The sequence below is a fragment of the Paraburkholderia phytofirmans genome, assembly GCF_046028095.1.
In the GTDB taxonomy this organism is placed as follows: Bacteria; Pseudomonadota; Gammaproteobacteria; order Burkholderiales; family Burkholderiaceae; genus Paraburkholderia; species Paraburkholderia phytofirmans_A.
The window spans coordinates 512,433-537,207 of record NZ_JAQQDJ010000003.1; the positions used below are offsets into that span (position 1 = coordinate 512,433).

19 protein-coding genes are annotated in these 24,775 nt (G+C 63.9%); 7 read left to right on the forward strand and 12 right to left on the reverse strand.

Features of this window, described 5'->3' with window-relative positions:
- Positions 1-219: 219 nt before the first annotated feature.
- On the reverse strand, positions 220-2,103 hold the full coding sequence (locus tag PQR54_RS11225) for a bifunctional sugar phosphate isomerase/epimerase/4-hydroxyphenylpyruvate dioxygenase family protein (protein WP_408245512.1): 1,884 nt from the start codon (positions 2,101-2,103) through the stop codon (positions 220-222).
- 317 nt (positions 2,104-2,420) lie between these two features.
- Here PQR54_RS11225 and aroQ point away from each other — a divergent pair, with 317 nt between their 5' ends.
- From aroQ to PQR54_RS11240, 3 genes are read left to right on the forward strand one after another with little or no spacing between them, the layout of a single operon-like run.
- Positions 2,421-2,876 carry a type II 3-dehydroquinate dehydratase gene (aroQ, locus tag PQR54_RS11230; protein WP_408245514.1) on the forward strand — a complete coding sequence of 152 codons (456 nt, stop codon included), beginning with the start codon at positions 2,421-2,423 and terminating at the stop codon, positions 2,874-2,876.
- The gene (locus PQR54_RS11235) at positions 2,873-3,787 is read left to right on the forward strand and encodes a shikimate dehydrogenase (protein ID WP_408245516.1); all 915 of its coding nucleotides are present in this window, start codon (positions 2,873-2,875) and stop codon (positions 3,785-3,787) included. The genes aroQ and PQR54_RS11235 overlap by 4 nt, the downstream gene beginning before the upstream one ends.
- Positions 3,788-3,836: 49 nt before the next feature.
- A complete protein-coding gene (locus tag PQR54_RS11240) occupies positions 3,837-5,210 on the forward strand; it encodes an MFS transporter (RefSeq protein ID WP_408245518.1) in 1,374 nt (457 codons plus the stop codon).
- A gap of 80 nt (positions 5,211-5,290) precedes the next feature.
- Here the strand turns inward: PQR54_RS11240 and PQR54_RS11245 are convergent, their stop codons facing one another.
- The 5 genes from PQR54_RS11245 to PQR54_RS11265 all read right to left on the reverse strand — a co-directional run bounded on the left by PQR54_RS11245 (position 5,291) and on the right by PQR54_RS11265 (position 10,217).
- Positions 5,291-5,986: a TetR/AcrR family transcriptional regulator gene (locus PQR54_RS11245; protein ID WP_408245520.1), complete on the reverse strand. Its 696-nt coding sequence runs from the start codon at positions 5,984-5,986 to the stop codon at positions 5,291-5,293.
- 94 nt (positions 5,987-6,080) lie between these two features.
- Positions 6,081-7,361 carry an NAD(P)/FAD-dependent oxidoreductase gene (locus PQR54_RS11250; RefSeq protein WP_408245522.1) on the reverse strand — a complete coding sequence of 427 codons (1,281 nt, stop codon included), beginning with the start codon at positions 7,359-7,361 and terminating at the stop codon, positions 6,081-6,083.
- Positions 7,362-7,492: 131 nt separating this feature from the next.
- Positions 7,493-8,275: an anti-sigma factor gene (locus PQR54_RS11255; protein ID WP_408245524.1), complete on the reverse strand. Its 783-nt coding sequence runs from the start codon at positions 8,273-8,275 to the stop codon at positions 7,493-7,495.
- Positions 8,275-8,844 (reverse strand): RNA polymerase sigma factor, encoded by a 570-nt coding sequence (locus PQR54_RS11260; RefSeq protein WP_408245526.1) that lies wholly within the window; start codon positions 8,842-8,844, stop codon positions 8,275-8,277. Before PQR54_RS11260 ends, PQR54_RS11255 begins: the two co-directional genes overlap by 1 nt.
- A 440-nt stretch (positions 8,845-9,284) precedes the next feature.
- Entirely contained in the window at positions 9,285-10,217 is a 933-nt protein-coding gene (locus PQR54_RS11265; RefSeq protein ID WP_408245528.1) for a dihydrodipicolinate synthase family protein, read from the reverse strand.
- A gap of 179 nt (positions 10,218-10,396) precedes the next feature.
- On the opposite strand from PQR54_RS11265, the gene PQR54_RS11270 reads away from it, so the two are divergent.
- Both PQR54_RS11270 and PQR54_RS11275 read left to right on the forward strand, forming a co-directional pair.
- A complete protein-coding gene (locus PQR54_RS11270) occupies positions 10,397-11,380 on the forward strand; it encodes a LysR family transcriptional regulator (protein WP_408245530.1) in 984 nt (327 codons plus the stop codon).
- Between the two features lie 195 nt (positions 11,381-11,575).
- Positions 11,576-14,656, forward strand: a complete 3,081-nt coding sequence (locus PQR54_RS11275) for a transglycosylase domain-containing protein (RefSeq protein WP_408245532.1) — start codon at positions 11,576-11,578, stop codon at positions 14,654-14,656.
- A 58-nt stretch (positions 14,657-14,714) separates the two neighbouring features.
- Here PQR54_RS11275 and PQR54_RS11280 read toward each other — a convergent pair whose 3' ends face one another.
- The 6 genes from PQR54_RS11280 to PQR54_RS11305 form a co-directional block, all read right to left on the reverse strand.
- The gene (locus PQR54_RS11280) at positions 14,715-15,941 is read right to left on the reverse strand and encodes an ROK family transcriptional regulator (RefSeq protein WP_408245534.1); all 1,227 of its coding nucleotides are present in this window, start codon (positions 15,939-15,941) and stop codon (positions 14,715-14,717) included.
- A gap of 30 nt (positions 15,942-15,971) precedes the next feature.
- The gene (locus tag PQR54_RS11285; protein WP_408245536.1) at positions 15,972-16,769 is read right to left on the reverse strand and encodes an ATP-binding cassette domain-containing protein; all 798 of its coding nucleotides are present in this window, start codon (positions 16,767-16,769) and stop codon (positions 15,972-15,974) included.
- Between the two features lie 19 nt (positions 16,770-16,788).
- On the reverse strand, positions 16,789-17,775 hold the full coding sequence (locus PQR54_RS11290; protein ID WP_408245538.1) for an ABC transporter permease: 987 nt from the start codon (positions 17,773-17,775) through the stop codon (positions 16,789-16,791).
- A 90-nt stretch (positions 17,776-17,865) separates the two neighbouring features.
- Complete coding sequence (locus tag PQR54_RS11295; RefSeq protein WP_408245540.1) at positions 17,866-18,870, reverse strand: sugar ABC transporter substrate-binding protein; 1,005 nt, start codon at positions 18,868-18,870, stop codon at positions 17,866-17,868.
- Positions 18,871-19,317: 447 nt separating this feature from the next.
- Positions 19,318-20,091, reverse strand: a complete 774-nt coding sequence (locus PQR54_RS11300; RefSeq protein ID WP_408246058.1) for a flagellar brake protein — start codon at positions 20,089-20,091, stop codon at positions 19,318-19,320.
- A 251-nt stretch (positions 20,092-20,342) separates the two neighbouring features.
- Positions 20,343-21,374 (reverse strand): LacI family DNA-binding transcriptional regulator, encoded by a 1,032-nt coding sequence (locus tag PQR54_RS11305; RefSeq protein ID WP_408245542.1) that lies wholly within the window; start codon positions 21,372-21,374, stop codon positions 20,343-20,345.
- A 193-nt stretch (positions 21,375-21,567) separates the two neighbouring features.
- On the opposite strand from PQR54_RS11305, the gene PQR54_RS11310 reads away from it, so the two are divergent.
- On the forward strand, positions 21,568-22,722 hold the full coding sequence (locus PQR54_RS11310) for an ABC transporter ATP-binding protein (protein WP_408245544.1): 1,155 nt from the start codon (positions 21,568-21,570) through the stop codon (positions 22,720-22,722).
- 11 nt (positions 22,723-22,733) lie between these two features.
- Positions 22,734-24,731, forward strand: a complete 1,998-nt coding sequence (locus PQR54_RS11315; protein WP_408245546.1) for a beta-galactosidase — start codon at positions 22,734-22,736, stop codon at positions 24,729-24,731.
- Positions 24,732-24,775 lie beyond the last annotated feature (44 nt).

Here is a 24,775-nt window from a genome sequence, read left to right on the forward strand (position 1 = left end):
CATTGGCCGTGAAATCAGGCGCCATTATATCGGTGCGGCGCGGCTACCCCCGCGGATGCCGCACACGCCGTGCCCGCCTGGCCGGACTCGCCGACTAAAATTTGCCCGCCAACCCGCCAACCCGCCAACCCGCCAACCCGCCAACCCGCCAACCCGCCAACCCGCCAACGCGCCAACGCGCCAACGCGCCAACGCGCCAACGCGCCACAACGCCAAACCCTACTTGCGCCGCTGCGCCTGCGCGGCGAGCCTCACGGCGGCATTGGCCGCGCCGTACCCGTCGTAACCACCGCGCCGCTCGACGATCTCCATGAAGAAGCGCTGGTCGAGCTGCTCCGTGTAAGCATGGAAAAACTCGCCGCCGCGCTCGTCGCGGTCATACAGGATGTTATTGGCGCGCAGCGCGTCCAGCGTCTCGTCCGGCAACGCGTAGCGGGCGGCCAGATCCTCGTAGTAATTGCGCGGGATGCGCAGCACGGGCAAGCCGTCGGCGACGAACTCGGGGATCGCGCTAAAAATGTCGCTGGTGCTGAAGGCGACGTGGTTCAGGCCCGAGCCGTGATAGGTATGCAACGCCTCGGCCACCGCCGTGTGATGGTCCACGGAGGCGTTCAGCACGATACGCACCGAGCCGTCGTGGCTGCGCAACGCGCGGCTGCGCACGAGGCCGTACGGATCGGGCACCAGCACGCCGGGCTCTGCCTGGAAGCCCAAAGCAGTGCGCAGAAACAGCACCCACGTGTCCAGCGAATTCGCCGGCACCGACAGGCACACATGGTCGATCCGGCTGAGCGGTCCCACTTCGCTCGGGCCGTTCATGTCAGTGAGGACGAAATCGGCCTCGAACAAGGTGGGCTGATCCGGCGTTTCGTCGACGAAATAATTCAGGCTGCTGTCCGGCGCCTGCACGGCGGGCAGCACGCGCTCGTTCGGGCCGATCTGCCCGGAAAACGGCGCGTAGCCGAAGCCGGCGGCGCGTTCGAACGCCTGATTGGCGTCGTCCACGCGAAATGCCGACGCGCACAGCGACAAACCGTGCTGCTGGAAAAACGCGTTGGCGAACGAATCCGGCTCGGCGTTCAGCACGATCGAGGCCGCGCCGTGCTGATACAGCGTGACTTCCTTCGAGCGATGCCGGCCCGCCTCGCGAAAGCGCAGTTTGCCGAGCCAGTCGACGAGTTGCGCCCGCGTGCTGTGGTCGACCGCGAACTCCAGAAACTGGTAGCCGACGTGCGCCGGCGCCGCGGGCGAGCGATACAGGTCGCCGACCGGCTGCTGCGTGCTTTCGAGCAGCGCGCGGGTCTGTTCCTCCAGGAATAGCAGCGAGCGATGCCCGTCCGCGGCCGTGATGGTGGTCGGCGCGGCGCGAAAGCCGTCGTTGAAAATTTCCAGCGAAAGCGGCCCGCTGTAGCCTGTTTTCACGACCTGCGCCGTGAAATTGGCCAGATCGAAATCGCCCTGACCGGGGAAGCAGCGATAGTGGCGGCTCCATTCGAGCACGTCCATGGCGAGCTTGGGCGCGTCGGCGATCTGCACGAAAGCGATGCGCTCGCCCGGAATGTCGGCGATCGCGTCCGGCGTGTCGTTCAGCGACAGCGTGTGGAAGCTGTCGAGCACGAGCCCGAGATTCGGATGATTCACGGCGTTCACAAGCTTCCACGCGTGCCGGTAGGTCTTGACGTGCTTGCCCCACGCGAGCGCTTCATAGCCCGCGATCACGCCGGCCGCCTCCGCCGCGCGGGCCAGCGCGCCGAGCTGGTCGGTCATCAATGCGTCGTCGCCGATGGTGTCGGGCGAAACGTTGCTGCACACCAGAATGCGGTCGGTGCCCAGTTCATGCATGACGTCGAACTTGCGCTTCGCACGGTCGAGATTGCGCTCGAGGCGCTCCGGGCTGACCCCGTCGAAATCGCGAAACGGCTGAAACAGCATGATTTTCAGCCCGAGATCTTCGGCGATGCGCCGCACGTCGGCGGGCGAGCCGTCGAAATACAGCAAGTCGTTCTCGAAGATCTCGACGCCTTCGAAGCCCGCCGCCTGGATCGCGGTCAGCTTCTCGACGAGGGTTCCGCTGATCGACACGGTGGCAATCGAACGTTGCATGGACGGCTCCTGCAAAAACAATCAAACGGATGTTGAATAAGGCGCGCAACAGCCGGCGCGCGACGCTCGCAGATCCGGAACGGGCATGCTGCAATGCGGAAAATGGACCAGTTCGTTACATGCGTCAGCAAGACGCAAGCCGCAATCACCCACACTAACCGAAATTCTCGACAGTTTATACAAACTAACTAGATGGTACAAATTCGTAGAAACCCCGAATGACGGCGACGCCCAATGCGCGCACACTTCGCTCACGTTGCAAAACCACGGCGCTTGCCGTGGCTGGCTTCTTGCCTTATCTAGCAGGAGTGGTTGTCATGAGTTTTGCGTCAGTACTGGTCCTCAACGGACCGAATCTCAATCTGCTCGGCACGCGCGAGCCGACCTTCTACGGCTCGGAAACGCTCGACGACGTCGCGAGACTTTGCCGCGATGCGGCAGAGCGCCTGAATCTGTCGATCGACTTCTGTCAGTCGAACGCCGAGCATCAACTGATCGACTGGCTGCACGCGGCGCGCACCAAGGTCGACGGCATCGTGATCAATCCGGCGGCTTACACGCATACGTCGGTGGCCATCGCCGATGCGCTTACCGCGATCGAAAAGCCGGTCATCGAAGTGCATATTTCAAACGTGCATCGCCGCGAGGCGTTCCGTCATCACTCGTACGTGTCGGCGGTGGCGGACGCGATCATCGTCGGTTGCGGCACGCAAGGCTATGTACTGGCTTTGGAGCGGATGGCGACCATTCTTAAGAATAGGGCGGCGAAATGAACTCACAAGCGGACGTACAAGCGAACGTACAAGCAAACGCACAAACGAGCTCACAGGCAACGCCTCATTCCTATCTGGTCGGCCTGATCGGCGCGGGCATCGGCGGATCGTTGACGCCGGCCATGCACGAGGAAGAGGGCAGCAAGCTCGGTCTGCACTATGTGTACCGCCGTATCGACCTGGAAGCGCTGAAACTCGACGTCGCTGCACTGCCCGACCTGCTGATGGCCGCCGAACGCATGGGCTTCAACGGTCTGAACATCACGTACCCGTGCAAGCAGGCCGTGATTCCGCTGCTCGACGAGCTTTCCGACGACGCGCGCGCACTCGGCGCCGTCAACACGGTGCTGTTCAAGGACGGCAAACGCATCGGCCACAACACGGACTGGTCCGGTTTCGCGCGTGCGTTCCAGCGCGGCTTGCCAGACGTGTCGCTGGAACGTGTCGTGCAACTCGGCGCGGGCGGCGCCGGCGCGGCAGTCGCGCACGCCGCGTTGAACATGGGCGCGAAATCGCTCACGCTGTTCGACGTGGACGCCACGCGCGCCGCGTCGCTCGCCGACGAACTGCAGAAGCGTTTTCCGGCCGCCAGCGTCAGCGCCGGCAGTTCGCTCGCCGAATCGCTCGCGGCCGCCAACGGCCTGATTCACGCTACGCCTACCGGTATGGCGAAATTGCCCGGCTTGCCGTTGCCAGTTGAATTGCTGCACCGCGATCTGTGGGTCGCCGACATCGTCTATTTCCCGATCCGCACCGCGCTGTTGCAGGCGGCTGAAGCGATCGGCTGCCGCACGCTGAGCGGCGGCGGCATGGCGGTGTATCAGGCGGTCGACGCCATGCGCATTTTCACCGGTCTAGAACCGGACGCTGAACGGGTCTACACCCATTTTCAGTCGTTGTTGCAACGCTAACCGGCAGCGTGCCGACCGGTAACAGCCAGATCGAGGAGACGAACACTTCATGCAGCAACCGATTCAATCCAGTCCCGCCGACGCCGCCACGCCCAACAGCGCCGCGGTGAGCACCACGCGCCGCTCGAAAGCCCGCTTCCAGATTCTGGCGCTGCTCGCGGTCGGGACGATGATCAATTATCTCGACCGTACGGTGCTCGGCATCGCGGCGCCGCAGTTGACCAGGGAACTCGGCATCAACGCCGCGCTCATGGGGCTGCTGTTCTCCGTGTTTTCGTGGAGCTATGTGGCCGCGCAGATTCCGGGCGGCCTGTTTCTCGACCGCTTCGGCAGCAAGGTGACGTATTTCCTGTCGATGACCTTCTGGTCGCTCTGCACGCTCGCGCAAGGGCTGGTGCATGGTATCGGCGCGCTGTTCGCGTTCCGCCTCGGCCTCGGCGTCTCGGAAGCGCCGTGCTTTCCGACCAATAGCCGCGTCGTTGCCACATGGTTCCCGCAGAGCGAACGCGCGATGGCGACCGGCACGTACACGGTCGGCGAATATATCGGCCTCGCTTTTTTCAGCCCGTTCCTGTTCATGCTGATGGGCGCCTTCGGCTGGCGCTCGCTGTTCTACGTGGTGGGAGGCGTGGGCATCGTGTTCGGCGTGATCTGGTGGATGTTCTATCGCGAGCCGCGCGACCATCCGTCGGCGAATCAGGCGGAGCTCGACTATATCGAAGCCGGCGGCGGTCTCACGCATCGGAAGAAGGATGCCGATGCGGCGGGCAGCACGGGCGCGGCATCGGCGAAAAGCGGCTTCGAATGGCGCACCATCGGACGCCTGCTCAAGCATCGTCAACTGACGGGCATTTGCCTCGGCCAGTTCGCCGGCAACTCGACGCTGGTGTTCTTCCTCACCTGGTTCCCAACGTATCTCGCCACCGAACGCCATATGGCCTGGCTGAAGATCGGCTTCTTCGCGATCATGCCGTTCATTGCCGCGTCGATTGGCGTCATGTTCGGCGGCTTCTTTTCCGATTGGCTGTTGCGCCGCGGCAAGTCGCCGAACGTGGCGCGCAAGCTGCCGATCATCGCCGGCCTGCTGCTCGCGTCGACCATCATTCTCGCCAACTATGTGGACAGCAACGTGGCGGTGATCGCGATCCTGTCGGTGGCGTTTTTCGCGCAGGGCATGGCCGCGCTGGGCTGGACGCTGGTGTCCGACATCGCGCCGGACGGCCTGCTCGGTGTGACCGGCGGCATCTTCAACTTCGCGGCCAACCTGGCCGGCATCGTGACGCCGCTGGTGGTGGGTTTCATCGTCGCGGCAACCGGTTCGTTCGTCGGCGCGCTGGTGTTCATCGGCGCGATCGCGCTGATCGGGGCGCTGTCGTACATCTTCATCGTCGGCGATATCAAGCGGATCGTGCTGGTGGATTAAGCGCCTGCCTGAAGCCAGACGAAAAAAAACGGGACGTGGCGAAAGCCGCGTCCCGTTTTTTACTTTGAGGCTCGATTGCCTCAATCGTCCTTGCGCACGAACCGCAGCACGGCATCGACGATCATCGCGCGATGCCGCGCGCGCAAACGCGGATGCGACGGATCGCGGCCGAACGCCGTGCCGAAAGTATGGCGATTACCCACGCGATGAAAGCACAGCGAGCTGATCAGCAAGTGCAGATCGATCGGATCGATATCGCTGCGGAACTGTCCCGCCGCGATGCCGCGCGCGAGCAGATCCTCGATCGTATGAATCACGGTGACGTTGCGGCCTTTGAACGTCTTGACCTGCTCGACGTACTTGGCGCCGTGAATATTTTCGATGGTGACGAGCCGCACGAAATCGCGCTGACGGTCGTGATAGTCGAACGTAAACTCGACGAGCGCGCGCATGCCCTCGATCGGATCGAGTTCGCTGACGTGCAGATCCTGTTCGAGTGCGCGAATGTCTCCATACACCTTTTCCAGCACCGCCTGGTACAACCCTTCCTTGCTGCCGAAGTAGTAGTACAGCATGCGCTTGGTGGTGTTCGTGCGCTCCGCGATCGCGTCGACGCGCGCGCCCGTCAGTCCCATCGCGGAGAACTCCTGGGTCGCGACGTCGAGGATGTTGCGCTTCGTCTGTTCGGGATCGTACTTGCGCCGGGCGTCGGTACGCGGACTGTCGGACGGGATGCCGTTGGTATCAGGCTCGGCGGCCTTGCTTCCCTTTTTCATTGTGTATTCGAGCGGCAGTGACGGCGCATTCTAGCATGGCGAAATTGGCCTTTTAACCGGCGCGCGGGCATGAGCGGCGACGTGTCGGCCGAGGTCAAACGGCAGGCCGGCGACGCGCGGCGAGCGCGTCGCGTGTCTGCATGGCGGTGTAGGTCAGTTGCGCGGCGGCGAGGCCGAGCGCGCCGTAAGCGGGCGTCAGGCCGAACGACGCAAACGCCTCGGGCACCGGACGCTCACCCGCAATCGCCGCCGCCAGCAGTTCGCCGGACACGGTAGTCGGCGCCATGCCGTGTCCGCCGAAGCCGACCGCGTACCAGACGCCATCCGCGCTGCGGCCGATCTGCGGCATCTTGTGCCGCGCGTAGCTCATCAGGCCGCCCCACGCGTACTCGATCCGCACGTCGTGCAACTGCGGGTAGACCTTCAGCAGATCGCGCCGCAACAGGCGCGCGATCACCTCGGGTTCGCGGTCGCGTACCGAAATGCGGCCGCCCCACAGAATGCGCGTGTCGGGCAGCGGGCGGTAATAGTCGAAGGCGAAGCGGGTGTCGTAGATGGCGGCGCGCGTATCGATTGCGTCTTGCAGACGGGCGCCGAGCGGTTCGGTCGCCATCACATAAGTGGCGATCGGCAGCACCGCGCGTTCGACCAACGGATAGACGCGGCGCGCATAACCGCCGCCCGCCATCACCACGTGTTGGGCGTCGAGCGCGCCGTGCTGCGTGTGCACCACGAAGCCGGCGCCGTCGCGCTCGAGACGCACGACCGGCGAATCCTCGTGGATCTGCACGCCGGCATGCGCCGCGGCGTTAGCTACGCCGAGCACGTACTTCAACGGATGAAAGTGGAACGCGTTGCGCTCGAACAGACCGCCGTGATAACGGCGCGTTTTCAGTTGCGAAGCGAGCTGCTGCGCTGCCACCGGTTCCCACTCGACGTCGAACGAATCGCGCATCAGGCGCCGCTGCGATTCGAGCCGCGCCGGTTCGTCGAACCAGTTGGCGAGGACCACGCCGGCGTCGGTTGCGTCGCAGTCGATGTGATAGCGCGCGATGCGCTTGCGCATCAGGTCGACTGCGTCGGTGGTCAGCGTATAGAGTTCGCGGGCGCGCACGGCGCCGAGGGTTTTGAGCAGATCGGCGCAATCGAGGCTGTAGCCGCCGAACACGAACCCGCCGTTGCGGCCGGACGCGCCGAAGCCCACTTGCCGGGCTTCGAGCACGGTGACGTCCGCGACGCCCCGCTCGGCGAGTCCCAGCGCCGTGGACAATCCCGCCAGGCCGCCGCCAATGACGCAGACATTGGCGGCACGCCGGCCAGCCAGCGGCGCATAGGCGGAAGAACGGGTGACAGTGGCTTCGTAAAAGCTTTGCATACGACTAGGGTAGCGGCAATCGCGCGCTCGCGTCCAGCCGTCGCATGATCGCGGTGTCGAAGCGCGTATAAAACAAAGGCCGGCATTCGCGTCGAGCGAATGCCGGCCTTCTCCGGCTGATCATGAAACGCCTAGGACACCGGCAACAGCTTGCCGGTGAAGACCACCGGACCGCTCGGCGCGTTGTGATCGGGCGAGCCGCCCGGCGCTTCGATCGACACGGCCAGCGCCGCGTAATTCTCCGGCTTCTGCTGGCCGGCCGTGACCTTGCCGCTCGCGCTGTCGGGCAGCATGCCGAGCGAGACCGGATGGCCGCTCGCCGGAATGCCCCACAGTTCCATCGCCCGGCCGGCGGGCAACTCGACCTTGCCGAGCGGATGCACGGTCATGGTCGAATGCGCTTCGTCCCACGCGACCAGCATGACCGGATGCGCGTCCTTGTTGTTCAGCACGGCGACATGCGACACGGCCGTTTCGGGTTGCTGAGCAACGGTCGGCGCCGTGACGGGCGGCGTGGCGGACGGCAACAGCGAGCGCACCGCGACCACCACGGCAACCGCGGCGAGGCCCGTGACGCCAAGCGCCCAGCCGCGCCAGAACGCCAGGTTTTCGAAGATGCTGCGCGACGGCCGCGCGGGTGTTTCCACCACGGTGCGCGGACGTGCCGCCTCGCGCGTGGCCGCAAGGCCGAGACGCCGCTCGATGGCGTCCCAGACGGCGGCCGGCGGCATGCGCGGCTCGGCGAGTTCGGCCATCGGCGAGATGCGCCGCTGCCATTCGTCGACGGCTTTGCGGATCGTCACGTCGTGGTCCGCGTAGCGTTCGAAGCGGCGCCGCGCACTGCCGCGCAGCGTGCCGAGCACATATTCGGCGGCCAGCAGATCGACGAGCTGAGGATAGCGATGGAGATTCATCACTCGCCTCCCAGGCAGGTCTTCAGCTTGGCGAGGCCGCGCCGGATCCACGACTTGATAGTGCCGAGCGGCACGGTCAGCACTTCGGCGATCTCGCTATGGCTTTGATCGCGCAGATACGCGAGGGCAACCGCCTGGCGCTGCGCGGGTTCGAGCTGCTGCATGCAGCCGGCCAACAAACGCGCCTGCAGGCTGACCGCGGTCAGCGCTTCCGGATCCGGGTCGCCGGTCGCCACGAGATCGTCCAACGCATCGCTCCATTCCGTTTCCTGCGTGTTGACCCGCCGCAGGTGATCGAGAGCACGGTTGCGGACGATCGCCGACATCCACGTCATCGGCGCGGACAATGCGCGGCGATAGTCGCCGGCAAAGCGCCAGATATTGACGAAGCTGTCCTGCAAAACTTCTTCGGCCCACTCGTGCTTGCTCAATATACGGAGCGCGAGGCCGAACAGTTTCGGGCCGGCGAGATCATAAAGCTCGCGCAACGCCGCGCCGTCTTGTTTGGCGACACGTTCGAGCAGCTCGGCGAGCGTTTCCGGCGTCAGTTCTCGAGGATTGGCGGTCATGGAGGGAGTTAGGGTGAGCTTGCGCGCCTATGTTACTCAACTTCTCCGCCAGCTTGCATGTGGTTTTTTTTCGTCGGCCTGCATCCGTTAGGAAGCGGTTTGCGTATCTGGCTGCAGAGCCCGGCGTTGCGCGTGCTCGCGCCATGACGAAAGGGCGCGCCGCGCCGCGCTTTCAGGCAATCAGGACACGGGGTGCGTGTGAGTGGGAGCAGGGCCGTTGCGCTAGCCTGACGAAACCAGAGGCCGGCAACGGAGCCAAGCGATGCAGGAGGAAATAAGGCGTCGCGGGCGGTATCACGAAGTACGGGGTGCACGGCTCATTCCAGAGATCAGGTCCGGGCGGTTGACGATTCGTCGGCAATCGCCCGGACCGGAATGGGCTTGTTTGTTCGTGCGGTTTTTGTCGGTTCAGTTTGCGCCTGGCTCTTTCGAAGCGCGCTTTAACGACCCCAGCGCAGCACCAGGGGATCGAGCCGCCGCGCAACCTTCAACAGCCCTTCGCGCGTGGCCGGATGCATTTGCGGCAACGGATGGCGCACCGCATCCGAGCGGATCACGCCGCCTTCCTTCATCAGCGCCTTGCACGATGCAAGGCCGCCCTGGCGATTTTCGTAATTGATCAGCGGCAGCCACTGTTGATAGTGCGCGGCGGCCGCCTCGGTGTCGCCGGTCGCATAGGCGTCGATGATCAGACGGATGCCGTCGGCGTAGCCGCCGCCTGTCATCGAACCGGTTGCGCCCGCATCCAGATCGGCCATCAGCGTGATCGCCTCTTCGCCGTCCCACGGACCCACGATTGCATCGCCGCCCAGTTCGATGAGCTCGCGCAGCTTGTTCGCTGCCTGCGGCACTTCGATCTTGAAGTACGACACGTTGTCGATCTCGCGCGCCATGCGGGCGAGAAACGGCGCGGACAATGGGGTGCCGCTCACCGGCGCGTCCTGAATCATGATCGGGATGCCGATCGCGTCGGACACCGTGCGGTAAAACTCGTAGATGCCACGTTCGCCGATGCGGATCGTCGCGCCGTGATACGGCGGCATGACCATCACCATGGCGGCGCCCGCGGCCTGCGCGCTGCGGCTGCGCTCGGCACACTGGTACGAGCTGAAGTGCGTGGTCGTGACGATCACCGGCACGCGGCCCGCGACGTGTTCGAGAACGGCGTGCATGAGCGTGTTGCGCTCGTCGTCGGAGAGCGCGAACTGCTCGGAGAAGTTCGCCAGAATGCACAGCCCGTTCGAACCCGCGTCGATCATGAAGTCGATGCAGCGTTTCTGGCCTTCCAGATCGAGCCGGCCGGCGTCGTCGAAGATGGTCGGCGCGACGGGGAACACGCCGCGCATTGCGGCAGGATGAGATGACTGCGTCATGGTGATGGGTGTCTCGTTGGCGTTGGAATGTCGGCATGTCGACAGAGTTGGCGCTTTGGCGCTTACTCTGGTCCCATGCAACTGAGGCGACTATACGGCGCTGAACACGGCAGGTATATTGAATTGTTTCCATCCTGTGATCGCTTTTGCGACTCACCTAAGCTGCAATTCGATCCGCCATGAAAGACACCCTCAACGTCCTGCTGTCGAAGCTGCGCATGAAGCAACTTCAATTGCTGATCGCCCTCGACGACCTGAAGTCGCTGCACAAAGCCGCCGGCGCGATGTCCATGACGCAGTCGGCCGCCAGCAAGGCCTTGCAGGAACTGGAGTCGATGCTCGAGGCGCCGCTCTTCGAGCGCTCGAAAAGCGGCATGATCCCGAACCAGCTCGGCCATTGCGTGATCCGCTACGCGCGCCTCATGACGACCGATCTCACCGCGCTCTGCCAGGACGTCGCCGAGATACGTTCCGGGCGCGGCGGGCGGCTCGCGATCGGCGCGATCATGGGCGCGATTCCGGAGTGCGTGGTGCCGGCGCTGAATCAACTGCATGCCACGCAACCGAGTCTTTCCGTCGAAGTGGTGGAAGACACGAGCGCGCGCATGCTGCGGCAACTCGACGACGGCCGGCTCGATCTGGTGATCGGCCGCGCGGCGGTGGCGGCCGATCCGTCGAAATATCACTATCGTCCGCTCGGCGATGAACCGCTCTCGGTGGTGGTCGGCTACGGCCATCCGCCGTTGTCGAAGAAAGAGGTGAAACTGCGCGATCTGGCCGGCCACCGTTGGGTGATGTATCCGTCGCATATGCCGCTGCACGCGCTGCTCGAACGTGAGATGGATCTGGCCGGTCTGCAGATGCCGGATAACCCGGTTTCCACGGCCTCGACATTCGTGACGGTGGCGCTCCTGCAAAGCAGTCACGATCTGGTTTCGCTGTTGCCCACGGCGATTGCCGCCTTATTTGTTCGGCAAAAAATGCTGCGCCTCGTGCCGGTGAAGCTCAAGTCGCCTTCGCAGACTTTTGGCATCGTGACGCGCAAGGGTGGTGTGTTGTCGCCGCCGGCGGAACAGTTCATCGAATTGCTGTGCGCGCAGCCGATCGAACAGGCGCAAGGACGGTTGCAGGAACGCCCGGCGAGAAAGCAAAAAACCGCCTGAAGCGGCGGTTTTTCATCACGGGCAAGACGCTCAATATCGCATGGCAAATCACGCCGCGCCATGCTTCGCGAACGGGTGTTGTAGCCGCGACACTCTCGGGTAAATCCGAACCGATGGCGAGTTCACGTTCCGCGCTACACTGCTTCGAAGGTGCGCCGGGCCAGAAGAAACCGGCGTCCGCTCGGGGAGAGCACCATGAATCGGCCGCTGGTTCGGTTACCGTTTCGCGCGGCAGGCACGGCGTCTGTGCGCAAATGGTTCAAATGGGCGCTGGTCGCGGCATTGTTGCTCGCGCTGGCATTGGCGGCACGCTTTTGCCAGAACGAGATCGAAACCTCGCGATTGCAGGCGCACTATCTCTCCGAATTGACTCGCGACGTGGGTTTTTCCGTCGCCGACGGTCCCAGCCATTCCATCCGTTTTCCCGAAGCCGACAAAGGTCCTTACGACAGCCGTCTGGGTTACGCGTTGCTGCCGTCGATCCAGCAGCGTCTGCTGCAACGCGGCTTTGAAATCACCACCCAGGCGCGCGATTCCGAGCGGATGCTGTCGCTGGCGGATAACGGCCTCTTTCTACCGTACGAAGAAAAAGATCGCGCGGGCCTGCAACTCTTCGACGGCACCGGCGCGCCGCTCTTCGCCGCGCAGTTTCCCGGCCGCGTGTACGACGACTTCGAGGCAATTCCGCCGCTGCTCGTGAATTCGCTGCTGTTTATCGAAGACCGCTATCTGCTCGATCCGAACCAGCCGAACCGCAATCCGGCAATCGACTGGGGGCGCTTTAGCCGCGCGTTGGCCGATCAGGGCGTGCGCGTGTTCAATCACCATCAGTCGCAGCCCGGCGGTAGCACGCTCGCCACGCAGATCGAAAAATTCCGCCACTCCGCCGGCGGCCGCACGGCGACGCCGCCGGAGAAGTTGCGGCAGATCGCGTCGGCTTCGGTGCGCGCTTATCTGAACGGCCCGCAAACCATGCCGGCGCGCCAGCAGATCGTGGTCCACTATCTCAACTCGGTGCCGCTGGCCGCGCAGCCGGGCATCGGCGAAATCAACGGTATCGGCGACGGTCTCGCCGCCTGGTATGGCCGCGATTTCAACGACGTCAACCGCATCCTCACAGCGCCGTCGACCGAACAGAATCTGCCGGAGCAGGGCGTTGCATTCCGGCAGGTGCTCTCGTTGATGATCGCGCAACGCGCGCCGTCGTATTTCCTGCATCACGGCTATAAGGAACTCGAACGGCTGACCGACAGTTATCTGCGGCTGCTGGCGAACGGCGGCATCGTGTCGATCCCGTTGCGCGACGCCGCGCTTTCCGCGGTGGTCGATTTGCATCGCGCGCCCGCTAAAACCGCTAGTACGGATTCTTTCGTGTCGCGTAAAGCGGTGACGTCCATGCGTTCGCATCTGCTGGCCGCGCTCAACATTCCGAGCTTCTACGAACTCGACCGCCTCGATCTGCAGGCGAAGGGCACGCTCAACAACGCCGTTCAGCAAGCCGTGAGCGATCGGCTCGCCGCTGCCGCCACGCGCGACGGCGCGAAAGCCGCGGGTCTGGTCGGCTTCGAAATGCTGCGCGCGTCGGACGATCCTTCGAGGATCGCCTATAGCTTCACACTGTTCGAGCGGCGCGACGGCGCCAACCTCGTGCGCGTGCAAACCGACAGCGTCAACCAGCCTTTCGACATCAATTCCGGCGCGCGGCTGAATCTCGGTTCGACGGCGAAACTGCGTACCGTGGTGACGTATTTGCAGATCGTCTCCGATCTGCACAAGCGTTATGCACCGCTGAGCACAGCGGAGCTGAAAGCCGTGAAGTACGATCCGAACGATCAGCTCACGCGCTGGTCGCTCGATTATTTCGCGCACACCTCGGACCGTTCGCTGCAAGCCATGCTCGACGCGGCCGTGGAGCGCAAATACTCGGCTAGTCCCGGTGAAACGTTCTACACGGGCGGCGGCGCGCAGACCTTCAACAATTTCGAATCCGACGACAACGGCCGCATCCTGACCGTGCACCGCGCGTTCCAGCATTCGGTGAACCTGGTGTTCGTGCGGCTGATGCGCGACATCGTCCACTACGAAATGGTGCAGACCACCGGGCCGTCGGCGCAATGGCTGGGCGATCCCGAGACGCGCAAGATGTATCTGACGCGCTTCGCCGATCAGGAAAGCCGCGTGTACATGAACCGTTTCTACACGAAGTATCACGGCAAGACACCCGATCAGGCCTTGGCGCTGCTGCTGCTCGGTGTGCGCAAATCGCCGCCCAAGGTGGCGACGGTGCTGCGCAGCGTTGCGCCGAACGAGTCGAATGCGTGGTTCAACGTCAAGATGCGCGCGGCGCTGAAAAATACGCCGGCCGCCTCCGTGCTCGACGACGAAGATCTGGCGAACCTGTACGCCAAATACGCCATCGACCGCTTCAATCTGAACGATCGCGGCTATATCTCGAGCGTGCATCCGCTCGAATTGTGGACGCTCAACTATCTGCGCGAGCATCCCGACGCCACGCTCGAACAGATCCAGATCGCGAGCCGCGACGTGCGTCTGTCGACTTATTCGTGGCTCTTCAAGACGCGCTATCACGCGACGCAAGACCGCCGCATCAAACGCATGGTCGAACTGCGTGCCTACGATGCGATCGGCAAATCATGGCAGGCGCTCGGCTATCCGTTCGCGACGCTTACGCCTTCGTATGCCGCGGCAATCGGCGCGTCGGGCGACCGGCCGGCCGCGCTCGCGCAACTGATCGGCGTGATCGCCAACAACGGCAACAAGGTGCCGACCGAAAGTCTCACGCAGCTCGACTTCGCGAAAGACACGCCTTACGAAACGCACTTCAAGCGTGCTGCGGTTGCTCCGGAGCAGCAGTTGTCGCCGGAAATCGCGAGCACGGTGAAAGTGTTGTTACGCGATGTCGTGACGGGCGGCACGGCGAAGCGTCTCGCGCAAGGCATGACGTTCCCCGATGGCCAGACGCTCGAGGTGTACGGCAAGACCGGAACCGGCGATCAGCGCTTCAATGTGTTCGCCAAAGGCGCTCGGCTGATCGAGTCGCGCAAGGTGAACCGCAGCGCGACCTTCGTGTTCGCGATGGGCGACCGGTTCTACGGCACCTTGACCGCATGGGTGCATGAACCGTATGCCGCGCATTACGAGTTCACGAGCGCGCTGTCGGTGCAATTGCTGAAGTCGTTGGCGCCGGTGTTGCAGCCGTTGCTGAATGAGACGCCTGTGAAGACGGCTTCGGTTACGAAGGTTGCCGCGCAATGAGCATCGGGCGCAGCGTGCCGGTGTTGATGTTGACGCCGATGAGCCACACCCGCAGCGCCTAATAAACCGTCTCCACCGCCGGCTTCAGGAACAACTCATGCACCGGCGCGAAATGCGCATAGAGCGGCAGAATCGCGCCGCCCATTGCACGCGCGTCGGCGCCGATCGCGCCTTCCAGCAATTGCGGACGCACCATGCCTTCCCATTCGAAACGATCGAGCACGCGCTCAGTGCGGCGAATGATTTCGCGCAACAGTTGCCGGTCGAGTTCGCCGTCGATCACGATCGCTTCGAGATCGAGCAGGGCGGCTGCATTGGTCAACGCATTGGCGATCGCGGGGCACGCGCCGTCGAGCCATTGCTCGGTATGCCGCCACATTTCCGGCGACAACGCGCGATGATCGTGCGCGGCCGCGGCCGGCGCGCCCGCATCGGTCAACAGCTTTTCGAGCACGAAGCCCGACGCCGCGTGTAGCAGTTGACGGCCGGGTTTGCGCGCGCCACCTTCACGCAGCGGAATCGAGCCGACCGCGCCCGCGTTGTCGTGCGGGCCGCCATGCAGACGGCCGTCGATCACAAGACCGCCGCCGATAAACGTGCCGACGAACAGATACAGAAAATTGTGGATGCCGCGCCCCTGGCCCATTACCAGTTCGGCGGCGCAGGCGGCCGTGGTGTCTTTGGCGAATTCGACGGGCAAGCCCGTCATGGTGCCGATGCGCGAGCGCAGATCGATCTCGTTCCATGCTTCGAGCGCGTCGGGCGGCGCGCCGAGGAAATCACGCCAGCCGCCGAGCCACAAAGGCGCCGCAACGCCCACGCCGACCACCTGGCTGGCCTTCGCGCCGAGCGTCTGATTCACGCGCGCGAGTTTATTTTCGAGCGCGGGAAACAGCGTGCGTGGATCGGGATAGGCGTAGTCGAAGACGTCGCGGTGCACCACGTGGCCGGCAAAATCCATCGCCAGCACGTCGAGACTGCGGCGTCCCACCTTGATGCCGATGGTGTACGCGCCTTGCGCGCGCAACGCGATCGGCACCGAGGGCTGGCCGATCTTGCCGCGCACGCGCGCCTGCTTTTCGAGCAGGCCGTCCTCGATGAGACGCTCGACGATCATCGACACGGTCTGCATCGAAAGACGCGTGAGGCGGCCCACGTCGGCTTTCGGCAGCGGCCCATGCAGGCGGATCGTTTGCAACACGATGCGCTCGTTGAACTGCCGCATGCCGACCTGATTCGAGCCGACCGTGCGTTTGAGGGGCGAGCGGGTGCCGGTGGTTTCCATGGCGGCCGCCCGCTCAGCAGGATGCGCGCATCATGCAATCGCCTTGACGTCTGCTTCCTTTGCGCCGGTCATGATTGCCACCGCCTCCGACATATGGATGTCCGCCCGGTTCACCAGCGCCGCGCGCCGGCCGAGTCGCTGGATATGAATGCGGTCCGCGATCTCGAACACGTGCGGCATGTTGTGGCTGATCAGGATCACCGGCAAGCCGCGATCGCGCACGCGCCGGATCAGTTCCAGCACCATGTTGCCTTCCTTCACGCCGAGCGCGGCGGTCGGCTCGTCGAGAATCACCACGTGCCGCGCGAACGCCGCGCTGCGCGCCACGGCCACGCCCTGACGCTGGCCGCCCGAGAGTGTTTCGACGGCCTGGCGCATCGAGCGGATGCCGATCTGCAAGTCCTTCATATGCGCGGTCGCTTCGTCCAGCATGCGGCGCTTGTCAATCATCTTGAAGATCGAGCCGCGCCAGCCGGGTTTCAGCAGTTCGCGCGCAAGGAACAGGTTTTCGGCGATGCTCATGGCCGGCGCCACCGCGAGTTCCTGATACACCGTTTCGATGCCTTGCGCGCGGGCATCGAGCGGGCTGCGAAATTTGACCGGCTTGCCGTCGAGCAGAATCTCGCCTTCGTCCGGCACCGTGGCGCCGGAAAGGGCCTTGATCAACGACGATTTGCCCGCGCCGTTATCGCCGATCACGGCCATGATCTCGCCGGGCAGCACTTCGAAGTCGCAACCGTCGAGCGCGGTCACATTGCCGTAGCGTTTGATGAGTCCGCGCGCCTGCAGAACGGGCATCGCGGAAGAAGCTGAAGTTGGGGTAGACATGACGGATTCCTCTGGCTGTTCAACCGCGACGATGGGAGAGTTTGTCCGCGGCCACCGCGAGAATCACCAGCATGCCGGTGATCAACACCTGGTAGACCGAGGAAACGCCGATCAACGTCAACCCATTGCGAAACACGCCGACGATCAACGCACCGAGCAGCGTGCCGACAATCGAGCCGCGTCCGCCGAACAGACTCGTGCCGCCGAGCACGACCGCGGTAATACTGTCGAGATTCTCGGTTTGCCCCGCCTGCGGATCGCCTACACCGGTACGCGATACGGACAACAGCGCGGCGATGCCGTAGATCGCGCCGGCCAGCGAGTACACGGTCAGCAAGATCTTCTGCGACGACAGACCCATCAGGCGCGCGGCCTCGGGGTTATTGCCGAGCGCGTACAGATGCCGGCCGGGCACGGTGTCGCGCAACACGAACCAGGTGGCCAGATACATCAGCAAGGTGAGCACGGTGCCGTACGTGACATCCGCGGGGCCGAGCTTGAAGGTGTTGCCGAAGAACATGATCGCGTCCGGCAGGTTCGACACGCTCTCGGCGTTCGAATAGATCTGCGTGAGCGCGAAAGCGATATTCAGCGTACCCAATGTAACGATGAAGGCCGGCAGTTTGATGCGCGTGATCAGCACACCGTTGAGCGCGCCGAACAGCGTGCTCGCGCCGACCCCGCAGAGAATCGCGAGGGCCGGCGGTACGCCGAGCGTCACCGCGAATTTGGTCATGATGATCGAGCCGAACGCCATCACCATGCCGCACGAAAGATCGATGCCGCCGGTCAGCACGATCAGCGTCTGGCCGATGGCGATGACCGCGACCACCATGGTTTGCTGCAGGATCAGCGAGAGGTTCTGGAACGACAGGAAGCGGCTGCTCTGCGAAATGAAGAAGCCGCATGCCAGTACCAGCGCGATGAGTGGCCCGACCTCGGCAAGCGATGGCATGCGCTCGGCGAACGAACGCGAGTGGCTGGCGGGCGCGGAAGGAGTCGACATGATGGATGACCTCGATGCAGGAGCGTGGCGCTTTGGCCACGCGGCAAATCCGATGGCGGCCCGGCGAAGCGGGCCGCTGTTCAGTGCGCGTTACTTGTTGCCCCAACAGTTGTCGAGGCCGAACTTGGTGTCCTTGCTGTCGCTGCCGGACATCGGTTTGTCGGTGATCAGCGTCACGCCGGTGTCCTGATAGCCGGAGACTTTCTTGCCGGTCTTCGCGTATTCGACGCCGGCCGTCACGCCGAGCGAGGCCATCTTCAGCGGATACTGCTGCGAGGTCGCGGCGATGGCGCCGGCCTTGACGTTGCGCACGCCTTCACAGCCGCCGTCGATCGAGACGATCATCACGCTCTTGTCCTTGCCCGCTGCTTTCAGCGCGCGGTAAGCGCCCGCTGCCGCCGGTTCGTTGATGGTGTAGACCACGTTGATGTCGGGCGACTTCTGCAGGCAGTTTTCCATCGCCGTCTGGCCCTTGGCCTGATCGCCGCGCGTGTCCTGGCTGCACACCACGGACGGGTCGCCTTCCTTCACGCCGAAACCTTCCAGGAAGCCGTTGTGACGCAGCACGCCGACCGAGACGCCGGGCGCGAGATCGAGCGTGGCGATCTTCGCGGGCTTGCCGTTGAGCGCGGCTTTCGCGTATTTGCCGATCAGCACGCCGGCCTTGAAGTTGTCGGTGGCGAAGAGGGCGTCGGTGGCGTCTTGCGGATCGGTGGGTGTGTCGAGCGCGACGACCATCACGCCGGCGGCGCGCGCTTTCTTGATGCTCGGCACGATCGCCTTGGTGTCGCTCGGCGTGATCAGAATCGCCTTCGCGCCGGCCGTCATCATGTTTTCGATGGCGGTGACCTGGCTCGCGTTGTCGCCGTCGAACTTGCCGGCCGCGGTGATCAACTTCGCGCCGTCTTTCGAGGCGGCCGCTTCGGCGCCCTGTTTCATTTTCACGAAGAACGGGTTGGTGTCGGTCTTGGTGATGAGGCCGACGACAGGCTGGTCAGCCGCCTGGCTCGCGCTCGCACACCAAACCGCCGATGCGGCGACGCACATCGACACGATTTTCCTGGCGACAGGAAGCCTGCGGGAATTCAGATTCATGGGACGCTCCTCCGGTTTTTGGCAACGACGTTGTGGTACTGGCGGTTGCCTGCGCGAACGCTGCGTGCTGACAACCTGGTTTTGCAATCTGCTGCGAGATGAAGGCGGTTCGAAACGACTTGTAGCTGGGTCGATTCGTGCCGCTTAAATCACTCTGGTTGATTTAGTACAGCAGGCGCGTCGACGCGCGTCAAGGAAATCATCGGAATGGAAGATTGCGCGCGGAAAGCTGCCTGCGGGCTGAGCGCCTTATGTGGCGGGGATTCGGTGGAGTAGTGCGGTGCGAGATCGACCGATCGGGCTTGGGGAAAGTCCTGGCTCGAATGAAGGCGAACTGAAAGCTGATTGAGGTTTTCCAGACGCTAAATCGTTGGCGTCGCGAGGGTATTCAGCGAACCCTTAAGTGCGCGGACATCGTGGTTATCCACGATGTCCGTGACGAGCCGATTAGCGACGCGGCGCGAGCGCTTGCCGCTTCGTTTCGAGTTGCGTGACGACGCGTTGCAAGGTCCGCTCGGCAGGGCCCGGCGTCGCGACGAACTTGCAGCCGATCACAAAGCGCCGGTCGCCCTTCGCCGTGGTTACCTGCCGAGGCGCGACGATTTCCAGATCGAGTCGCAGCATGCCGAAGCCGCCGAGTTGCAATGCGACGTCGCGCAGCACCGTGCCGCGTTCGAGCGAGCCGAAGCGTTCGTCGGCGGTGTTCAACGCGATGCCGCCCAGCGACAGATCCTGCAACTCCAGCCGAAACGAGCCGCCATCCAGATATGCGCCGCTCGCGATGTACGGATCGAGCACGGGCGTTTGCACGCGGAAGAATTCGCGCCGTTGAACGTAGTAGAGCAACGCAGGGAAGGGCGCTTCGAAAGCCGGCAAACCGTCGAACTGAGTCGGTGTGGCATCGAACGTCGTGAACTCGGTGCGGATGCCGCCGGGCAGGCTGCGGAACGTCAGTTGCCGCGCAGCGGGCAGTGCAGCGTTGTCATCGGCCACGCTGCCGGCATCGAAGACGAAACGCGCATTGCGCGAGTCGACATCGAGTATCTGCGTGACGATTTGCCGGCCGTCGAACTCGACCGTGACGAAGTCCTGTCCGGCCACCAGTTGGCGCAGACACACGGCGATTCGCAAGGGGTGGCGCTGTGCGAAGCTCGAGTCGGCACCGAGGGTTTCTTGGGTTTGTTCGGCGACGTCAGCATCCAGCGAGAGATCGGCAATCATTCGAATATCCATGCGTGTTACGGCCTTGGCCCGGCCGGTTGGAGAGCGCGGACGGCCTGTGGGTCGTCGCGGCGCTCGGCCTTTCCCTCAGTTATTGCAGGGACCGTGCCAACTGCATGGATCGCTGGATGAATGCCGTGCGCAGTCTGCGAGACCGCTTGCGACGGGCGTTTGCGGACGGCGTGTAAGGAAGGCGGCGCGCGCGTAGCGAGGATTCGCTACGTAACGTACGCGATGCTGTTACGGCCACATCAGCGCGAACGCGGCACGCCCGTGGACGCACGCACAACCAGTTCGGGCGGCGAGGCGATGCGCATCGGCACGCTGGTCGTTGGGCGACCCGCCTGTCCATACGACGACTCGATCAGCTCACGCAACAGCGATACCGCGAGCCCGGCGACTTCGACCGTCGGCACGGCGACCGTCGTCAAGGCGGGGCGCGATTCGCGAGCGAGTTGAATGTCGGTGATGCCGATCACGGACAGGTCCGTTGGCACGTTCAGGCCGAGGTCGGCGGCGGCGTGCATCGCGCCGAGCGCGGGCAGGTCGTTGGTCACGAAGATCGCGGTGAGCTTCGGATCGCTTTCGAGCAGCGCGCGTGCTGCTTCGTAGCCGCCCTGGATCGTATCGGCCGCATGTTTGACACGGCCTTTCGGTGCGCCGCCGGCGCGCAGTGCATCGACGAAACCTTCGTAACGGGCCGCATGAATGCCCGACGCTTTGCTGCCGACAATCGCGCCGATCCGTCTATGACCGAGCTCCAGCAAATGTGCGCCCGCCAGTTCGCCGGCACGCCGGAAATCGACCGCGACGCACGGCAACCCCGGCGGCTCGTTAGGCCGTTCCCACATGCACAGCACGACCGGCGTGCCGCGTGATTCGGTCGTATGAAGATCCGCGAAATCGAGGTTCGCGTTCGTCACGAGCACGCCTTCGGAAAGCGTGCCGGCGATCTGGTCGAGATACGCGCGGCCGGTGTGCGGATCTTCGTTCGTATTGCAGATGATCACGAAGTGGCCGCTCGTGCGCGCCGCGCGTTCCACGGCGAGCGCGAACTCCGGATAGAACGGATTGGCGATGCTCGACACCATCAGCGCGAGCGTCGGCGCGCGGCCTTCGGCGAGCGCGCGAGCGGCGAGATGCGGGCGGTAGCCGAGCGCCTCGACGGCTTCGAGCACGCGCTGCCGGGTGGTCGCGCCGACCCGGCCGCGATTGCGCAGCACATTGGATACCGTGGCCGGGGTGACGCCGGCATGACGCGCGACTTCGCTGAGTGTGGGCATAATGTTTTCATTATTTGGGATGGCTGCCCGACATTTGCATCGCGCGCCAAGGCGCGGCACCATCTGTCGCACAGACAAAACGATCTCGGAGACAGGCAAGGCCCAAACGATCCCAAGCGATCGATTTTTTCGGCCGTGCTGATTAAGCGCTTAATCTCCGACTTCGAGCCGATTAAATCACGGAGTCGATGCAATGGCGAGCATTTCGTTAAGAGGCGTGCAGAAGGCGTATGGCGACGGCGCGCCGGTGATCCGCGACGTGGATCTCGAGATCGGCGAAAACGAGTTCTGCGTGTTTCTCGGTCCGTCCGGCTGCGGCAAGTCCACCTTGCTGCGCATGATCGCCGGACTCGAAGACCTCACGGACGGCGACCTCTCGATCGGCGGCAAACTCATGAACGACGTGCCGGCCGCGCAACGCGGCGTGGCGATGGTGTTCCAGAGTTACGCGCTGTTTCCGCACATGAGCGTGTTCGAGAACATGGCGTTCGGCCTGAAGCTCGCGAAAACCCCGAAGGACGAAATCGATCGCAAGGTGCGCGAAGCCGCGCGCATCCTGCAACTGGAAGCGCTGCTCGAACGCAAGCCCAAGGCGTTGTCGGGCGGCCAGCGGCAGCGGGTGGCGATTGGCCGCGCGATCGTGCGCGAGCCGGGTGTATTTCTGTTCGACGAGCCGCTCTCCAATCTCGACGCCACGCTGCGTGGCCAGACTCGCATCGAGATCGCGAGGCTGCACAAGCAGTTCGCCAAAGCCAGCGTGGTCTACGTGACGCACGACCAGATCGAGGCGATGACGCTCGCCGACAAGATCGTGCTGCTGCATGCCGGCAAGGACACCGAGCGCTACGGCAGCATCGCGCAGATCGGCGCGCCGCTCGAGTTGTACCACCGTCCGAAGAGCCGCTTCGTCGCGGGTTTCATCGGCTCGCCGCGCATGAATTTTCTGCCCGGAAGAGTGGCCTCGGTCGATGCGCAAGGCGTCACCGTCACGCTCGATCACACGCAGGAGACTGCGCGCGTACCGGTGAACGGCGCGGGGCTGCAAACCTCGCAAGCGGTCACGCTCGGCGTGCGCCCTGAGCACCTGGAATTTGTCGATCCGTCTTCCGTCGCACCGGACGATGCGGTGCTGACACGCAGCGTCTCGCTCGTCGAACAACTCGGCGAACACAGCTATGTCCACCTCGATCAGCCCGGCGGCGCCGCGCTGATCGCCAAAGCGCCGGGCAATACGCGCCTCGCGCCCGGCGAGCGCGCGAGCTTGCGCGTGCCCCGTTCCGCCTGCCATTTATTTACCGAAGACGGCTTTGCCGCCGCTTCGCTGGAATCCGTCGAACATTACGCATAGAGGACATTCGGATGCGCCTTGGAGTCTGTTATTACCCGGAACACTGGCCGGAGTCGATGTGGGAAGACGACGCTCGCCGGATGAAAGCCCTCGGCATCGAACAGGTGCGGATCGCCGAATTTGCCTGGAGCCGCATTGAGCCGACGCCGGGCGAATACGATTGGGGCTGGCTCGACCGTTCGATCGATGTGCTCGGCGCGGCCGGCCTGCAAGTGGTGATGTGCACGCCGACCGCGACGCCGCCGAAGTGGCTGATCGACCGCCATCCCGACATTCTGCCGATCGGCGCCGATGGCCGTCCGCGTGCGTTCGGCTCGCGGCGTCACTATGACTTTTCGTCGCCTTCGTATTTCGCCGCTTCGCAGAAGATTTGCACGGCGGTGGCCGAGCGCTATGGCAAGCATCCGGCTGTCGCTTACTGGCAAACCGACAATGAGTTCGGTTGCCATAGCACGGTGGTCAGTTATTCGCCGGCGGCCGTGGGGCGCTTTCGCGAGTGGCTCAAGGCGCGCTATCAAACCATCGACGCGTTGAACCGCGCTTGGGGCACGGTGTTCTGGAGCATGGAGTACCGCAGCTTCGACGAGATCGACGCGCCGGTGGCGACCGTGACGGAAGCGCATCCTTCGCATCGCCTCGACTACCGGCGTTTTGCCTCCGACGAAGTGGCGCGCTATAACCGCATGCAGGTCGAGATCATCCGCGCGCATTCGCCGGGCCGGCCGGTTGCGCACAACTTCATGCAACTCTTCACCGAGTTCGATCACTACAAGGTCGCCGCCGATCTCGACGTGGCCACGTGGGACAGCTATCCGCTCGGCGCGCTCGAAGAGCAATGGTTCGCGCCGGAAGTGAAAGCGCGTTGGCTGCGCAGCGGGCATCCGGACTTCGCGTCGTTCAATCACGACGTTTATCGTGGCATGTCGAAGCTGCCGTTCTGGGTGATGGAGCAGCAGCCGGGTCCGGTGAACTGGGCGCTGTGGAATCCGGCGCCGTTGCCGGGCATGGTGCGGCTGTGGAGTTGGGAGGCGTTCGCGCATGGCGCGGGTTGCGTGTCGTACTTCCGCTGGCGTCAGGCGCCGTTCGCGCAGGAACAGATGCATGCGGGCTTGAACACGCCGGACAATCGGCTGGACGTGGGCGGCAACGAAGCGTCGCAAGTCGCCGGCGAGATTCGCACGGTGCTTGCCGCGAATGCCGACGCCAACGCCGCGGTTCGTTCGAAAGTCGCGCTCGTCTACGACTACGAGGCGAAGTGGCTGTTCGAGATTCATCCGCAGGGAGCGGACTTTCACTATCCGCGCTTCGCCTTCGAGTATTACTCGGCGTTGCGTGCGCTTGGGCTCGATGTGGATATCGTGCCGGTCGACGCGCCGCTGGATGGTTACAGCCTGATCGTCGTGCCGCCGTTGCCGGTCGTGCCTGTGGCGTTTGCGGAGCGTCTCGCGTGTTCGGGTGCGCAGGTCGTGCTCGGACCGCGCACGGGTTCGAAGACCAAAGATTTGCAGATTCCCGCGAACCTGCCGCCCGGCGCGCTGGCTTCGGTGTTGCCGTTGCGCGTGTGGCGCGTCGAATCGATGCGTCCGAATGTGACGGAAGCAGTGCGGCTTGCCGACGGCGATGGTGCTGGCGATGGTGCTGGCGAAGCAGACGGTTTCGCCCGTCACTGGCGTGATTTCATCGACACCGACGCGACGGAATCGCTCGACGTGCGAGCTCGATTCGCGGACGGCCATCCCGCGTATGTACAAGGCGGCGCGTTCCACTACCTGGCGAGTCTGTTCGACGACGCGCTCACGGTGCGTCTGTTCGCGCGGATCGCACAGGAAGCGGGACTCGAAACTTTCGCATTGGGCGACGGCGTGCGAGTGAGCCGCCGCGGCGCGCTGACCTACGTGTTCAACTACGGCAACGAAACGCACACGCTCACCGACGTAGCCGACGACGCTTTCGTGTTCGGTTCGCAAGCGGTCGAACCGCAAGGCGTGGCCGTCTATCGAACACAATGACGACCTGATGCACCGACGCAGTGTCCAACGAAATTCCATGCAGT

Excerpts from the sequence above, each read along its gene's own strand:
- PQR54_RS11225 (WP_408245512.1), bottom strand. The coding sequence starts at position 2,103 with ATGCAACGTTCGATTGCCACCGTGTCGATCAGCGGAACCCTCGTCGAG.
- aroQ (WP_408245514.1), top strand. The coding sequence starts at position 2,421 with ATGAGTTTTGCGTCAGTACTGGTCCTCAACGGACCGAATCTCAATCTG.
- PQR54_RS11235 (WP_408245516.1), top strand. The coding sequence starts at position 2,873 with ATGAACTCACAAGCGGACGTACAAGCGAACGTACAAGCAAACGCACAA.
- PQR54_RS11240 (WP_408245518.1), top strand. The coding sequence starts at position 3,837 with ATGCAGCAACCGATTCAATCCAGTCCCGCCGACGCCGCCACGCCCAAC.
- PQR54_RS11245 (WP_408245520.1), bottom strand. The coding sequence starts at position 5,986 with ATGAAAAAGGGAAGCAAGGCCGCCGAGCCTGATACCAACGGCATCCCG.
- PQR54_RS11250 (WP_408245522.1), bottom strand. The coding sequence starts at position 7,361 with ATGCAAAGCTTTTACGAAGCCACTGTCACCCGTTCTTCCGCCTATGCG.
- PQR54_RS11255 (WP_408245524.1), bottom strand. The coding sequence starts at position 8,275 with ATGAATCTCCATCGCTATCCTCAGCTCGTCGATCTGCTGGCCGCCGAA.
- PQR54_RS11260 (WP_408245526.1), bottom strand. The coding sequence starts at position 8,844 with ATGACCGCCAATCCTCGAGAACTGACGCCGGAAACGCTCGCCGAGCTG.
- PQR54_RS11265 (WP_408245528.1), bottom strand. The coding sequence starts at position 10,217 with ATGACGCAGTCATCTCATCCTGCCGCAATGCGCGGCGTGTTCCCCGTC.
- PQR54_RS11270 (WP_408245530.1), top strand. The coding sequence starts at position 10,397 with ATGAAAGACACCCTCAACGTCCTGCTGTCGAAGCTGCGCATGAAGCAA.
- PQR54_RS11275 (WP_408245532.1), top strand. The coding sequence starts at position 11,576 with ATGAATCGGCCGCTGGTTCGGTTACCGTTTCGCGCGGCAGGCACGGCG.
- PQR54_RS11280 (WP_408245534.1), bottom strand. The coding sequence starts at position 15,941 with ATGGAAACCACCGGCACCCGCTCGCCCCTCAAACGCACGGTCGGCTCG.
- PQR54_RS11285 (WP_408245536.1), bottom strand. The coding sequence starts at position 16,769 with ATGTCTACCCCAACTTCAGCTTCTTCCGCGATGCCCGTTCTGCAGGCG.
- PQR54_RS11290 (WP_408245538.1), bottom strand. The coding sequence starts at position 17,775 with ATGTCGACTCCTTCCGCGCCCGCCAGCCACTCGCGTTCGTTCGCCGAG.
- PQR54_RS11295 (WP_408245540.1), bottom strand. The coding sequence starts at position 18,870 with ATGAATCTGAATTCCCGCAGGCTTCCTGTCGCCAGGAAAATCGTGTCG.
- PQR54_RS11300 (WP_408246058.1), bottom strand. The coding sequence starts at position 20,091 with ATGATTGCCGATCTCTCGCTGGATGCTGACGTCGCCGAACAAACCCAA.
- PQR54_RS11305 (WP_408245542.1), bottom strand. The coding sequence starts at position 21,374 with ATGCCCACACTCAGCGAAGTCGCGCGTCATGCCGGCGTCACCCCGGCC.
- PQR54_RS11310 (WP_408245544.1), top strand. The coding sequence starts at position 21,568 with ATGGCGAGCATTTCGTTAAGAGGCGTGCAGAAGGCGTATGGCGACGGC.
- PQR54_RS11315 (WP_408245546.1), top strand. The coding sequence starts at position 22,734 with ATGCGCCTTGGAGTCTGTTATTACCCGGAACACTGGCCGGAGTCGATG.